Origin of the sequence: Mesorhizobium sp. Primo-A, from assembly GCF_003997175.1 — a bacterium.
GTDB lineage: Bacteria > Pseudomonadota > Alphaproteobacteria > Rhizobiales > Rhizobiaceae > Mesorhizobium > Mesorhizobium ciceri.
Genome location: NZ_RZTG01000007.1, coordinates 111,212 through 123,627, shown reverse-complemented (window position 1 = coordinate 123,627; position 12,416 = coordinate 111,212). Strand labels below are relative to the sequence as shown.

At 64.0% G+C, this 12,416-nt stretch carries 12 protein-coding genes; 6 read left to right on the top strand and 6 right to left on the bottom strand.

Features of this window, described 5'->3' with window-relative positions; genetic code table 11:
- Window positions 1–68 precede the first annotated feature (68 nt).
- On the top strand, window positions 69–989 hold the full coding sequence (locus tag EOC83_RS14580; protein ID WP_027160988.1) for a bifunctional 5,10-methylenetetrahydrofolate dehydrogenase/5,10-methenyltetrahydrofolate cyclohydrolase: 921 nt from the start codon (window positions 69–71) through the stop codon (window positions 987–989).
- A 12-nt stretch (window positions 990–1,001) separates the two neighbouring features.
- On the opposite strand, the gene glcF is transcribed toward EOC83_RS14580, so the two are convergent.
- The 4 genes from glcF to EOC83_RS14555 form a co-directional block, all read right to left on the bottom strand.
- On the bottom strand, window positions 1,002–2,327 hold the full coding sequence (glcF, locus tag EOC83_RS14575; protein WP_063170130.1) for a glycolate oxidase subunit GlcF: 1,326 nt from the start codon (window positions 2,325–2,327) through the stop codon (window positions 1,002–1,004).
- A gap of 10 nt (window positions 2,328–2,337) precedes the next feature.
- Window positions 2,338–3,543, bottom strand: a complete 1,206-nt coding sequence (locus EOC83_RS14570) for an FAD-binding protein (RefSeq protein ID WP_024502329.1) — start codon at window positions 3,541–3,543, stop codon at window positions 2,338–2,340.
- Window positions 3,544–3,766: 223 nt separating this feature from the next.
- Window positions 3,767–5,263 (bottom strand): FAD-linked oxidase C-terminal domain-containing protein, encoded by a 1,497-nt coding sequence (locus tag EOC83_RS14560; protein WP_013530350.1) that lies wholly within the window; start codon window positions 5,261–5,263, stop codon window positions 3,767–3,769.
- A 128-nt stretch (window positions 5,264–5,391) separates the two neighbouring features.
- Window positions 5,392–6,714: a DUF3422 family protein gene (locus EOC83_RS14555; RefSeq protein ID WP_013530349.1), complete on the bottom strand. Its 1,323-nt coding sequence runs from the start codon at window positions 6,712–6,714 to the stop codon at window positions 5,392–5,394.
- Window positions 6,715–6,920: 206 nt separating this feature from the next.
- Here EOC83_RS14555 and EOC83_RS14550 point away from each other — a divergent pair, with 206 nt between their 5' ends.
- Genes EOC83_RS14550 through EOC83_RS14540 form a run of 3 tightly spaced genes read left to right on the top strand, consistent with a single transcriptional unit; the run spans window position 6,921 to window position 9,690 of the window.
- A complete protein-coding gene (locus EOC83_RS14550; protein ID WP_032808722.1) occupies window positions 6,921–7,724 on the top strand; it encodes an FCD domain-containing protein in 804 nt (267 codons plus the stop codon).
- Between the two features lie 19 nt (window positions 7,725–7,743).
- Window positions 7,744–8,889, top strand: coding sequence for an alpha-hydroxy acid oxidase (locus EOC83_RS14545; RefSeq protein ID WP_013530347.1), 1,146 nt, complete (start codon window positions 7,744–7,746; stop codon window positions 8,887–8,889).
- A gap of 27 nt (window positions 8,890–8,916) precedes the next feature.
- Window positions 8,917–9,690, top strand: coding sequence for a metallophosphoesterase (locus tag EOC83_RS14540; RefSeq protein WP_063170129.1), 774 nt, complete (start codon window positions 8,917–8,919; stop codon window positions 9,688–9,690).
- A 38-nt stretch (window positions 9,691–9,728) separates the two neighbouring features.
- Here EOC83_RS14540 and EOC83_RS33570 read toward each other — a convergent pair whose 3' ends face one another.
- Window positions 9,729–9,860 (bottom strand): hypothetical protein, encoded by a 132-nt coding sequence (locus EOC83_RS33570; RefSeq protein WP_013893872.1) that lies wholly within the window; start codon window positions 9,858–9,860, stop codon window positions 9,729–9,731.
- A 293-nt stretch (window positions 9,861–10,153) separates the two neighbouring features.
- Window positions 10,154–10,852 carry a type 1 glutamine amidotransferase gene (locus EOC83_RS14530; RefSeq protein ID WP_063170470.1) on the bottom strand — a complete coding sequence of 233 codons (699 nt, stop codon included), beginning with the start codon at window positions 10,850–10,852 and terminating at the stop codon, window positions 10,154–10,156.
- A gap of 88 nt (window positions 10,853–10,940) precedes the next feature.
- Between EOC83_RS14530 and EOC83_RS14525 the strand changes: the two genes are divergently transcribed.
- Together EOC83_RS14525 and EOC83_RS14520 are read left to right on the top strand one after the other, a co-directional pair.
- Complete coding sequence (locus tag EOC83_RS14525; RefSeq protein ID WP_063170128.1) at window positions 10,941–11,588, top strand: hypothetical protein; 648 nt, start codon at window positions 10,941–10,943, stop codon at window positions 11,586–11,588.
- Window positions 11,589–11,619: 31 nt separating this feature from the next.
- Complete coding sequence (locus EOC83_RS14520) at window positions 11,620–12,354, top strand: 16S rRNA (uracil(1498)-N(3))-methyltransferase (protein WP_013530342.1); 735 nt, start codon at window positions 11,620–11,622, stop codon at window positions 12,352–12,354.
- The last annotated feature ends 62 nt before the right edge of the window (window positions 12,355–12,416 follow it).

The window sequence follows — 12,416 nt, the reverse complement described above, 5'->3', positions numbered from 1 at the left end:
GCTTTCATGCTGCCCTTTGCCGCATTCTTTTGCTATCTCGGTGGCAAGTTCCACAAAAGAGTTCACCCATGCCTCTGTCCGAAGACAGCCGTTATCTCAAGGGCGGCCCGGTCGCCCAGCGCATCATCGCCGCCGTTGCCGAGGACGCAGCGATCGCCAAAGCCGAGGGTTTTCCGCCCAAGCTGATCTCGATCACCGTCGGCGACACCGATGCGGTGGACGTCTATGTGCGCAACCAGCGCGCCAAGGCTGAGCTCGCCGGCATCGATTTCGAGGAACGGCGCTTTCCCGCCACCATCACAGCAGGCGAGTTGGAAGCTGCGATCCACGGCCTGAATGCCGATCCGCGCGTTACCGGCATCATCATCCAGCGGCCCGTGCCAGCGCATATCCCCATCAAGACGCTGCAAGCGGCGGTGCATCCGCTGAAGGATGTCGAAGGCATGCATCCGGCCTCGATCGGCAACATCGTCTACAACCAGCTCGATCTCGCGCCTTGCACGGCGGCCGCCTCGGTCGAGCTGCTGAAGGAGACCGGCCTCGACCTCAAGGGACTGGAAGTCGTCATCGTCGGCCATTCGGAAATCGTCGGCAAGCCGATCGCCTTCCTGTTGATGAGCGAAGGCGCGACGGTGACGGTCTGCCACCACATGACGCGATCGGTCGCCGCCCATGCAAGGCGCGCCGATGCGCTGTTCGTTGCCGTCGGCAAGCCGCGGCTGATCAAGGCCGACATGGTCAAGCCGGGCGCTGCCGTCATCGACATCGGCATCAATTCCGAAATCGCCCCCGACGGCTCCAGCCGCATCGTCGGCGACGTCGACACTGAAAGCGTGCGCGAGGTCGCCTCCTGGATCACCCCGGTGCCGGGCGGCGTCGGCCCGATCACGGTCGCCATCCTGCTGCGCAACACCATGGTCGCGCTCAGCCGCCAGCGCGCGCTTTATGAGGCGACCTACGGTACGGCCGACAGGCTTGCGGCGGAGTAAGGACAGGGCGACCTATTCCGCAGCGATCAGGCTTTCTTCCAGAACACCTTCCGGCTTCGGCCCACCATAGGCCCAGTCGAGCAGCTTTATCGTGTGCACCACCGGCATCTTCGCGGCGGAAGCGATTTGCGTGATGCAGCCTATGTTGCCGGTGGCGACGATCGAGGCCCCCGTCGCCTCGATGTTTTTCACCTTGCGGTCGCGCAGTTTGGCCGAGATCTCGGGCTGCAGGATGTTGTAGGTGCCGGCAGAGCCGCAGCAGAGATGCCCTTCGCGCGGCTCGCGCACGATGAAGCCGGCCTTGGCCAGCAGTTCTTTCGGCTGGCGGGTGATCTTCTGGCCGTGCTGCATCGAGCAGGCCGAGTGATAGGCAACGACAGTGCCCGGCTTGCGAACCGGTTCGGGCAGGTCGAGGGTCGAGAGATATTCGGTAACGTCCTTGGCCAGTGCCGAGACGCGTGCGGCCTTGTCGGCATAGGCCGGGTCGAGCCGCAGCATGAAACCGTAGTCCTTGATCGTCGTGCCGCAGCCCGAGGCGGTGATGACGATGGCATCGAGCCCGCCCTGGTCGAGGGCGCGTGTCCAGGCGTCGACATTCTGCCTCGCCGAGGCAAGCGCGGCCTGTTCGCGCCCCATATGATGGACCAGCGCACCACAACAGCCTTCGCCCGGCGGCACCAAGACCTCGACGCCGAGCCGCGTCAGCAGCGAAATCGTCGCCTCGTTGATGGCGGGATCGAGCACCGATTGCGCGCAGCCGGTGAGGATGGCGACACGACCTCTTTTGGTCCCCTGCCCGACATGGATGCCCGGCGAGCCTATCGGCGAAGCTGCCGGGATCGACGCCGGCGCAAGCTTGAGCATCGCACTGAGCGGCTTCAGCGCCGGAACCTTGTCGAACAAGCCTATGAACGGCTTGCCCAGCTTCGCCAGCTTGAGCGCGGCGCGAAAGCGCTGGGGATAGGGCAGTACGAAGGCCAGCATGGCGCGGGTCAGGCGGTCGAGCAGTGGCCGCTTGTAGGTCTCCTGGATATGGGCGCGGGCATGGTCGACCAGATGCATGTAGTTGACGCCCGACGGGCAGGTGCTCATGCAGGCAAGGCACGACAGGCAGCGATCGATATGGGTGACGATCTGCTTGTCGGCCGGACGGCCTTTTTCCAGCATGTCCTTGATCAGGTAGATGCGCCCGCGCGGTGAATCGAGCTCGTTGCCGAGTGTCACATAGGTCGGGCACGTCGCGGTGCAGAAGCCGCAATGCACGCATTTGCGCAGGATCTTTTCCGATTCCGCGACATGCGGATCGGCAAGCTGGGCAAGCGAAAAATTGGTCTGCATCGCTGATGTCCTAGGCCATGCGGCCGGGATTGAAGATATTCTTGGGGTCGAATTCCTGTTTCAGGCGGACCGATAGTGCAGCAAGAGCGGGCGGCTGCGGCTCGAACACCGGTAGAGCGGCGCGATGCGAGGGTGCGGCGCGCACCAGCGTCGCATGGCCGCCGCCATGTTTCCTCAACAGCCCGCGCAGCAGAGCGGCTTCCGGATCGCCCTGTTCCATGCGCAGCCAAACCAGTCCGCCCTGCCAGTCATAAAAGGCGCTGACGGCGGCCTGCATGCGCAGCGTCAGGACCATCTGGTGGCTCTGAGAAGGCGTCATCGAGATGCGCCAGACCGGCTTCTCGCTGCCGTCGGCGAAAGGCCTGCAATCGCGAACGTCGCGCCAGATCAGCCGTGAAACCTCGCCGCCAATCTCCTCCAGCGGGCCGGCATTGCCGAGCAGCGTTTTCAGCGCGGCGATGCGGTAGGCGACCGACGGGCCGAAACCCTCGACGCGCAGCAGCGTGGCAGCCTCGCTGCCGAGACTGCCGCTGGCGACGCGCGCGGCGATCCGCTCCGGCAGGTGGGCGGCACTCGACACTTCAGCACTCGAGCCAAGCGCCAGGGCCATGGCGGCGGCCGCGGCATCGTCGAGCAGGCTACGGATGGCGAGCGTGACTTCGGTCTCGGCTGCCGGCAGCACCTTGAAGGTGACGTCGGTGAAGACGGCCAGCGTGCCCCAGCTGTTGGCCATCAGCTTCGACATGTCATAGCCGGTGACGTTCTTGACCACGCGACCGCCCGACTTGAAGGCCTCGCCACGACCGGACACCACATTGATGCCCAGGACATGGTCGCGCGCGGCCCCCGCCTTGAGCCGGCGCGGACCGGAGAGGTTAGCGCCGAGCACACCGCCGATCGTACCTTTGCCCGGTTCGCCACCAAGCAGCGGGCCGTAATCCATCGGCTCGAAAGCGAGCTGCTGGCCGTTTTCCGCCAGCAGTTTTTCGATCTCGGCCAACGGTGTGCCTGCCTTGGCCGACAGCACCAGTTCAGCCGGTTCATAGAGCGTGACGTCAGATAATTTCGACAGGTCGAGCGTGTGTTCGGTTTGCAGCGGCCGGCCGATGCCACGCTTGGAGCCATGGCCAAGGAGTTCGAGCGGCGCCTCTTCCGCCACGGCCCAGGCTATGGTGGAGAGGACTTCGGATGGGGTGGTCGGGGTGAAGGTGGTCATGAAGAGACCGCGCCAGATGCGAGTTCGGATATGCCGAGTTCCCTGGCGCCCCCCTCTGTCCTGCCGGACATCTCCCCCTCAAGGGGGGAGATCAGATGTCGCATATGGCTTCGCCAATCTTCAATGATGACGGAAGGGCGAGGCGCGCAAGCTGCCAATCTCCCCCCTTGAGGGGGAGATGTCCGGCAGGACAGAGGGGGGTGTTCACGCGCCGTCATCACCCTCAAAACCTCGGAATGTCCGGAAACGCCACCTGCCCGCGGTGCACATGCATCCGCCCAAGCTCGGCGCATCGCCGCAGCTGCGGAAATACTTTTCCCGGGTTGAGCAGATGGTTGGGATCGAAGGCACATTTGACGCGCATCTGCTGGTCGAGATCGATCTGGGTGAACATTTCCGGCATCAGGTCGCGTTTTTCCACGCCCACACCGTGTTCGCCGGTCAAGACGCCGCCGACCTTGACGCAGAGCCGCAATATATCGGCGCCGAAACTTTCGGCCTTGTCGAGTTCGCCCGGTACGTTGGCGTCGTAGAGGATCAGCGGATGCAGATTGCCGTCACCGGCATGAAAGACATTGGCGACGCCGAGACCGTATTTTTCCGACAGCTCGCGCATGCCGGCGAGCACGCGCGGCAGCTCCTTGCGCGGGATGGTGCCGTCCATGCAGTAGTAGTCGGGCGAGATGCGGCCGACGGCCGGAAACGCCGCCTTGCGGCCGGCCCAGAAGCTCAGCCGTTCCTGTTCGGACTGCGAAATGCGGCAGGTGGTCGAGCCGTTCTTGTAGGCGATCGCCTCGACCAGCCCGATCAGATGATCGACCTCGACGCCCGGCCCGTCGAGCTCGACGATCAGCAGCGCCTCGACATCGAGGGGATAGCCGGCATGAACGAAATCTTCCGCCGCATGGATCGCCGGCCGGTCCATCATCTCCATGCCGCCCGGGATGATGCCGGCGCCGATGATGTCGGCAACGCACTGGCCGCCCTGCTCGCTGGTCGGGAAGCCGATCAGCAGTGCACGTGCCGTCTCCGGCTTCTTCAGGATGCGCACGGTGACCTCGGTGACGACGCCGAGCAGCCCTTCGGACCCGGTCATGACGCCGAGCAGGTCGTAGCCTTCCGCATCGAGGTGACTGCCGCCCAGCCGCACCACCTCGCCATTCATCAGCACCATCTCGATGCCGAGCACATTGTTGGCTGTGAGGCCGTATTTCAGGCAGTGCACGCCGCCGGAATTCTCCGCGACATTGCCGCCGATCGAGCAGGCGATCTGGGAGGATGGATCGGGGGCGTAGTAAAAGCCCTCCTGCTCGACGGCGGTGGTGATGCCGAGATTGGTGACGCCCGGCTGGGCAACGACGACGCGATTGGGAAAATCGATCCCGAGGATACGGTTGAAACGGCTCATGACCAGCAGCACCGCGTCCTCGAGCGGCAGCGCCCCGCCCGACAGCGAGGTGCCGGAGCCGCGCGGCACGACGCGGATGTTGCGGTCGTTGCAGTATTTCAGCACGCGCGAAACCTGCGCCACCGTTTGCGGCAGCACGACGACCAGCGGCAGCTGCCGATAGGCGGTCAAGCCGTCGCTCTCGAAGGCGCGCATGGAATTGGCGGCGTCGACGACGCCCTCACCCGGCACGATGATGCGCATGTCGGCGACGATCTCGTCGCGCCGGCGCATCGTGGCATCGTCTGGTTTCGGCATGGCCAGGCCGGACATCAGCAGCCTCATTTCGCTTGACTGGTCAAAATCTTTTACCAGTGAAGCGCGTTGGGTGCAAATCCTGTAATGGCGGCGAATCCAACTTCAAGGCGGAGACAGGCTTACGCAGCGGCAATCTGCCGCTGCTATTCGCCGGGCGGCTTGCCGGGTTCGGAGTGCATCCGGCGCACGCGGCGCACGCCCCACCAGACCAGCAGGATGGCGACAGGCACCGAAGCAGCGGTAATGATCTCCGGCGCGAAGGCATGGCCGAAGATCGAGGCGCCCTTGGCGACATAGCCGACAAGGCCGACCACATAATAGGAGACGGCGGCGACCGAGAGCCCCTCGACGGTCTGCTGCAGGCGCAATTGCAGGCGGGCCCGGTTGTTCATCGAGGCAAGCAGGTCGCGGTTCTGCTTCTCGACCTCGACATCGACCCAGGTGCGCAGCAGCGTCGTGGCGCGGGTCAGTTTTCGCGATAGATTTTCCTGCCGCTCCTCGACCGAGCGGCAGGTGCGCATTGCGGGCGCCACACGGCGCTGCAGGAACCCGCGCCATGTGTCATAGCCGGGCACAGCCTCTTCCTCGAGTGCGTCCAGCCGTTCGCCGACGATGCCGTCATAGGCGCGGCTGGCGCCGAAACGGTAAAGGCTCGACGCCGCGTCCGCCTCCAGCTCCGCCGCAAGTTCGGTCAGATCGGCCAGCAAGGTCTGGCTGTCCCGTGTCCCGGCGACCTTCATTTCCAGCGTGGTCTGCGCCAGCCGGTCTTCGATGCGGCGGGCGCGGCCGGACAAGGTCAACGCCAGCGGCAGGCCGAGCATGGCCAGCGTCCGATAGGTCTCGATGTCGATAAGCCGCTGTGACAACGCGCCGGTGCGCGCCGGGGTCAAGCCGCGATCGAGCAGCAGCATGCGCGTCAGGCCATCGCCATCCTGGCGAAAATCGGTGACGATGGCGGCGTTTCCGCGCTCGACCAGCGAGTAGCACAGGCTGGTCGGATCGAAACCGGCTATCAGTTGCTCGCTTGCTTGCGTCCATTTGCGGATTTCGAGCCTGATGCCGGAGATGCAGGTTCCCGGCGGGGAAAACCCGTTGCCGAAGGGTGAGTCCTCCTGCGTCCTGCCGCTTTCGGAAAGCGGCCCTTCCCACAAATAGGTCGAGAATTCGGTGTGCCGCTCCCAGCGCAGCGAGCCCTTGCCCCATTTCATGGCATGGTGGCGGGCCTGGCGGTCGGGCGCGGCGATGCCGAGGCGCCGCGACAGTTCGGAAAGCACCGCGTGGTCGACGCCGGAGCCGCCCTCCGTCATGAAGGCGAGTTGCATCAGGACGCGTGGCTTTTCGATCAGCGGATGCGGCCGGGCATGAACCTCGCCGAGTGCGCCGGGCCGGCCCTCATGCGCGGGAAAGCCCATGACGCTGCCCTTGGCGCGCGGCTGGAATTCGAGATCGGACGGGTCGTCTGACACGGCTTGTTCCCCGGGGGTTTCCTTGAACCCGCTTGCACTCGCGTCCCTCTAGTGCCAATGGCCTGACGACGCAAACGGCAAAGTTAGCCGAAGATCACGGGATCGGGCGGGAAATCGGCCTGCTTTTTGTCAATTGGATAAATAATTTGACCAGTTGGCGAGGCAGGCTCTATTCTGCGGCACCGGTTCACCTTCCAGGCATTCTGTTGAGCGACATTTTTTCCAGGATCGAGCATTCGCGCACCGCCGACGAGGTGGTGCAGCAGATCGAGAGCCTCATCCTCGAAGGCGTGCTGCGCACCGGCGACCGGCTGCCGGGCGAGCGCGAGCTTGCACGCCAGTTCGACGTATCGCGGCCGATCCTGCGTGACGCCCTGAAGGCACTGGAAGGACGCGGCCTTTTGACGACAAGGCCCGGCGGCGGCACGCATGTCGCCGATGTCATCGGCCAGCTCTTCACCAAACCGGTGACGGACCTGATCTCGATGCACCGCAAGGCAGTGACCGACTATCTGGAATACCGCCGCGAGATCGAAGGGGTTGCGGCTGAATATGCGGCACGGCGCGCCACCCCAGACGACATGGCGCTGCTCGACAAGATCATGGCACGCATGGACGATGCGCACCGGACCGGCGACTTCGACGACGAGGCCGAGATCGACGTCGAGTTCCACCACGCGATCTGCGAATGCGCACACAACATCATCCTTTTGCACACGCTGCGCTCCTGTTATCGGCTGCTGTCGGAGGGCGTGTTCCAGAACCGGCTGCTGGTGTTCACCGTACCCGGCGCGCGCGACGCCCTGCTCGCGCAGCACCGGGCGATCCATGCGGCGGTGAAGGCCGGCGACCCGGCCACCGCCCGCCAGGCGGCGATGGACCACATCACCTATGTCGAACGGTCGATGGCGGAGGCCGAGCGCAGCGGCGACTGGCAGCGCGTCTCGCGGCTGAGGTTGAAACAGCGCGTTGACGCCACCGATACAGAACCAGCACGCAAACGCTCCTAGCTATCGAAACGGGAAGCCCATGAGCCAGATCCTGACCATCGCCGACCTCAAGGACCTCGCACGCCGGCGTGTGCCGAAGATGTTCTTCGACTATGCCGATTCCGGTTCGTGGACCGAAAGCACGTATCGGGCCAACGAGGAGGATTTCCAGAAGATCAAGTTCCGCCAGCGCGTCCTCGTCGACATGGACAACCGTTCGCTGGCATCGACGATGATCGGCGAAAAAGTGTCTATGCCGGTGGCATTGGCGCCAACCGGCATGACCGGCATGCAGCACGCCAATGGCGAGATGCTGGCGGCGCAGGCGGCGGAGGAATTCGGCGTGCCGTTTACCTTGTCGACGATGAGCATCTGCTCGATCGAGGATGTCGCCTCGGTTACCACGAAGCCGTTCTGGTTTCAGCTCTATGTGCTGCGTGACAAGGATTTCGTGCTCAACCTGATCGACAGGGCAAAGGCGGCGAAATGCTCGGCGCTCGTGCTGACGCTCGACCTGCAGATTCTCGGTCAGCGTCACAAGGACATCCGCAACGGGCTTTCGGCGCCACCCAAGCTGACGCTGACCAACATCGTCGACATGGCCATCCGCCCGCGCTGGTGCGCCGCCATGGCCGGCACCAAGCGGCGGACCTTCCGCAACATTGTCGGCCACGCCAAGGGCGTCGGCAACATGGCCTCGCTGGCATCGTGGACGACGGAGCAGTTCGACCTGCATCTGTCGTGGAAGGACGTCGCCTGGATCAAGGAGCGCTGGGGCGGCAAGCTGATCCTCAAGGGCATTCTCGACAAGGAGGACGCGCTGATGGCGGCCAAGACCGGCGCCGACGCGATCATCGTTTCCAACCATGGCGGGCGCCAGCTCGATGGTGCGTCGTCGTCGATCGGCGTGCTGGAAGAGATTGCCGACGCGGTCGGCGACACGATCGAAGTGCATATGGATGGCGGCATCCGCTCCGGCCAGGATGTCCTGAAGGCGCTTTGCCTCGGTGCCAAGGGAACCTATATCGGCCGGCCGTTTCTTTACGGCCTGGGGGCGCTTGGCAAGGAAGGGGTTACCAAGGCGTTGGAAATCATCCGCAAGGAGATGGACATCACGCTGGCGCTGTGCGGAAAGCGTCTTGTCACCGACATGGGCAAGGACCAGCTCCGGCGCCAGGTCCCGTGACCGCCTGACCACGGAGACACCGAAAAGTTGGCAGAATCCGGCATCCATTTTCTCGACGCGCATGGGCCGGACGGCATCCGTCTCTATGCGATCGGCGACGTCCACGGCCGGCTCGACCTGCTGGCCGCCATGCATCTGCGCATCAGGGCCGAGATCGAGCAGGAGGCGCCTGCCGACTGGCGCGTCATCCATCTTGGCGACTATGTCGACCGCGGGCCGGACTCGAAGGGCGTCATCGATTTCCTGATCGAAGCGCAAGAGCGAGACCCTCGTCACCTGATGCTGGCCGGCAACCACGACATCGGCTTTCTCGATTTTCTCAAGACCCCTGACCCGGAAGGGCTTTTCATCCGGTTCGGCGGCATCCAGACGGCACAGTCTTACGGCGTAACGATCAGTGAAGGCACAAGCGTGTGGTTCGGCAAGGCCGAATCGGCCGTGCGCAGAGGACATCAGGCACTGGTCGAGGCCGTGCCGCAAAGCCACATCGACTTCCTGCGATCGCTGCCGTTTTCCGTGACTTTCGGGGACTTCTTCTTCTGCCATGCCGGCATCAGGCCGGGCATTCCTCTGGAGAAGCAAAACCCGCAGGATCTGATCTGGATCCGCGACGTCTTCCACAACCACCCCGACCTCTATCCGAAGATCGTGGTGCACGGCCACACGCCGGTGCCGGAGGCGGAAGTGATGGCAAACCGCGTCAATGTCGACACGCTTGCCTGGCAATCAGGCATGCTGAGCGCGCTCGTCATCGACGGCGCGGACAAACGCATCCTGACAATGACGATTAAGGAAGCTTGAGCGCCGCGCGTCGGAGGACGCGAAAGACGCTTCCCGCTTTAGCGCAGCGAGGCGGTGACGCCGTAACCGTCGACGGCGTTGTGGTTGTTGGCTGCGTCGGCGGCATAGATGCCGAGACCGCACAGCACGATGGCGGACAACATGGCAAAGGACAGAAGCGCTGCTTTCACGGAGGTCATCTCTTGTTGAGCTTTCTGCATCTGTGCACCAGGCGGTTACCAATGCGTTGAAACGGAGAATTCGCTTCAAAGTTTCGACGATTTTGCGCTTCTAGGCATGTTCTGTATCAACGGTGTGTCGCGCGGGTCACACAAAAGGTTCATAGCCGTTGCACAGAAGATGCAGAGCGCGCGCCTTCTAGGATGGCGGGCGGACACAAGCCAAGAATGAAACCGTTTTCCCCAGGCGGTTTCACCGCCGCGTGCCAATTATGTCACGCTGGAGGGTACGGAGAGACCAACGCTCAGATGGTCGCTACCCAGGCCCGGGCAATGGCGAGGCCAGCGGCATCCGCATCGGGCCCGTTGCGGGCCATTTCGCCATCGAGCTTGCCGGCCCAGTCGGGATGGCGCGCAGCGATGGTCGGGGCAAAGGACGCGCTCCAGTCCTTGACCATCGGCCGGTCGGCCTCGAAATGAAACTGGAAACCGTACACGGCTCGGCCGACGCGAAACGCCTGGTTCTCGGCGACCTCGTTGCCGGCAAGCCGTACGGCGTTTTCGGGCAACACGAAGGTGTCGTCGTGCCATTGGAAGATCGGGAACTTTGCCGGTAGAGCGCCCAGAACCGGATCGGCCTTGGCGTCAGGCGTCAGCGACACGCCGTGCCAACCGAACTCATTGGCGCCGCCGATACGGTTCTCGCCACCAAAGGCACGAGCGACGAGCTGGCTGCCCAGGCAGATGCCGAGCACGGCGCGATCCTTGTCGGCAAAGTCGCGGGTCAGTTCGAGCAGTGCCGGGAAATAGGGATACTCATCGTCGGCCAGCGCATTCTGGCCCCCGCCGAGCACCACCATGGCATCATGCCCGGCCGCGTCATCCGGCAGGGGATCGCCCCTGTAAGGGAGACGCAGGTCGAGATCGGCGCCCGCTTCCGCAAGTGCTGCGCCGACCTGGCCGAGGCCGGTATTGTCGTAGTTCTGGACCACCAGCACCCGCATCGCAAAACCCTGCTGACATGAAAAAGCTGCGACGAGCGATATCATGCCGCTCGCATTGCAGCCAAGATGCGTGTCCGGAGAGAAAACTATGCCACTGCAGAACCGGGTCGATCCGTTCGGCGCCATCCATGCCGTGCCCGATCGCGGCATGTTCACCGGCAATCGCGGCATCATCCACGACCCCGAGACGAAGACGCTCAAGAAAAAGCGCTGGGCGCTTCAAGCCTGGATCATCTGCGTCTGCCAATTCCGAAATGTGCGGCGCGAACCGATGGGCCGCAACAGGAAGGGCGGTAAAGCGGGCTGGACCGAGCTGTTCTTCCTCGACGAGGTGACCGCACTGGCGGCCGGGCATCGCCCCTGCTTCTTTTGCCAGCGCGAACGGGCCAGGGATTTCGTCGGCCGCTTCGGCGAAGCCTTCGGCATCGCCGAACCGCGCGCGCCGATGGTCGACAAGCGGCTGCACAAGGAGCGGCTGGCGTCAGGCGGCAAGCCGCCGGTGATTGCGGTTGAAGACCTTGCCGGCCTGCCGGACGGCGTCGTGGTTGCGGATGGCGGCACTGTTTATGCCCTGCGTAGCGGCAAGGCACTGCGCTGGTCCTTTGCGGGATATGAGCACCCCAACGATTTCGACATGCTCAAAAGCAAGACACTCTCGCTACTGACGCCGGCCACGACGCTCTGCGTGCTGCGGCACGGCTTTCGGCCGGTGTGGCATCCGACCGCCGAGGCTTGACGCCGGCGGCCGGCTCGCTCATTCCTCGGCGATGCGCGCCAATTACAAAATGCAACGTCTGTTCGTGACCGACGATCTCGCGCCGGACATCGAATTCGAGGCCGGCCAACAGCAGAGCCACTATCTCCTGCATGTGCTGCGGCTTGGCGAAGGCGCCGAAATCCTGGTGTTCAATGGCCGCGACGGCGAGTGGTCGGCGGCCATATCGGCGAAGACGAAAAGGGCGGTGCGGCTGAAGGTGTCGGCGCTGCAGCGGCCGCAGCCGCCTCTGCCCGATCTCGTCTACTGCTTTGCGCCGCTGAAGCAGGGCCGGCTCGATTATCTCGTGCAGAAGGCGGTCGAGATGGGCGCCGGCATCCTGCAGCCGGTCATTACCCAGCACACGCAAGTGGCCAAGCCGTCGATCGATCGCCTGCGCGCCAATGTCGTCGAAGCCGCCGAGCAATGCGGCATCCTGGCGGTGCCTCAGGTGCGCGAAGCCGAAAAATTCGACCGCCTGTTGACCGGCTGGGACACAGAGCGACGGCTGATCTTCTGCGACGAGGATGCTTCGACCAACAATCCGCTGGCCGCGCTGCAGGCGGTCAAGGAAAAGAAGCTTGGGCTGCTGGTCGGGCCGGAGGGTGGCTTTTCCGACGACGAGCGCAAGATGCTGCGCGCCCTGCCCTTCGTCACCGCCATTCCGCTCGGCCCGCGTATCCTGCGCGCCGATACGGCGGCGGTGGCCGCATTCGCGGTGATGCAGGCAACGGTCGGAGACTGGTGAGACGTCATCCCTTGCAAGGGACGCAGAGTTCCAGCAACGTTCAATTCCTGTTGACCTGTGGC

What these genes read in the sequence shown, in the direction of transcription:
- EOC83_RS14580 (WP_027160988.1), top strand. Translation starts at nt 69, where the DNA reads ATGCCTCTGTCCGAAGACAGCCGTTATCTCAAGGGCGGCCCGGTCGCC.
- glcF (WP_063170130.1), bottom strand. Translation starts at nt 2,327, where the DNA reads ATGCAGACCAATTTTTCGCTTGCCCAGCTTGCCGATCCGCATGTCGCG.
- EOC83_RS14570 (WP_024502329.1), bottom strand. Translation starts at nt 3,543, where the DNA reads ATGACCACCTTCACCCCGACCACCCCATCCGAAGTCCTCTCCACCATA.
- EOC83_RS14560 (WP_013530350.1), bottom strand. Translation starts at nt 5,263, where the DNA reads ATGTCCGGCCTGGCCATGCCGAAACCAGACGATGCCACGATGCGCCGG.
- EOC83_RS14545 (WP_013530347.1), top strand. Translation starts at nt 7,744, where the DNA reads ATGAGCCAGATCCTGACCATCGCCGACCTCAAGGACCTCGCACGCCGG.
- EOC83_RS14530 (WP_063170470.1), bottom strand. Translation starts at nt 10,852, where the DNA reads ATGCGGGTGCTGGTGGTCCAGAACTACGACAATACCGGCCTCGGCCAG.
- EOC83_RS14525 (WP_063170128.1), top strand. Translation starts at nt 10,941, where the DNA reads ATGCCACTGCAGAACCGGGTCGATCCGTTCGGCGCCATCCATGCCGTG.
- EOC83_RS14520 (WP_013530342.1), top strand. Translation starts at nt 11,620, where the DNA reads ATGCGCGCCAATTACAAAATGCAACGTCTGTTCGTGACCGACGATCTC.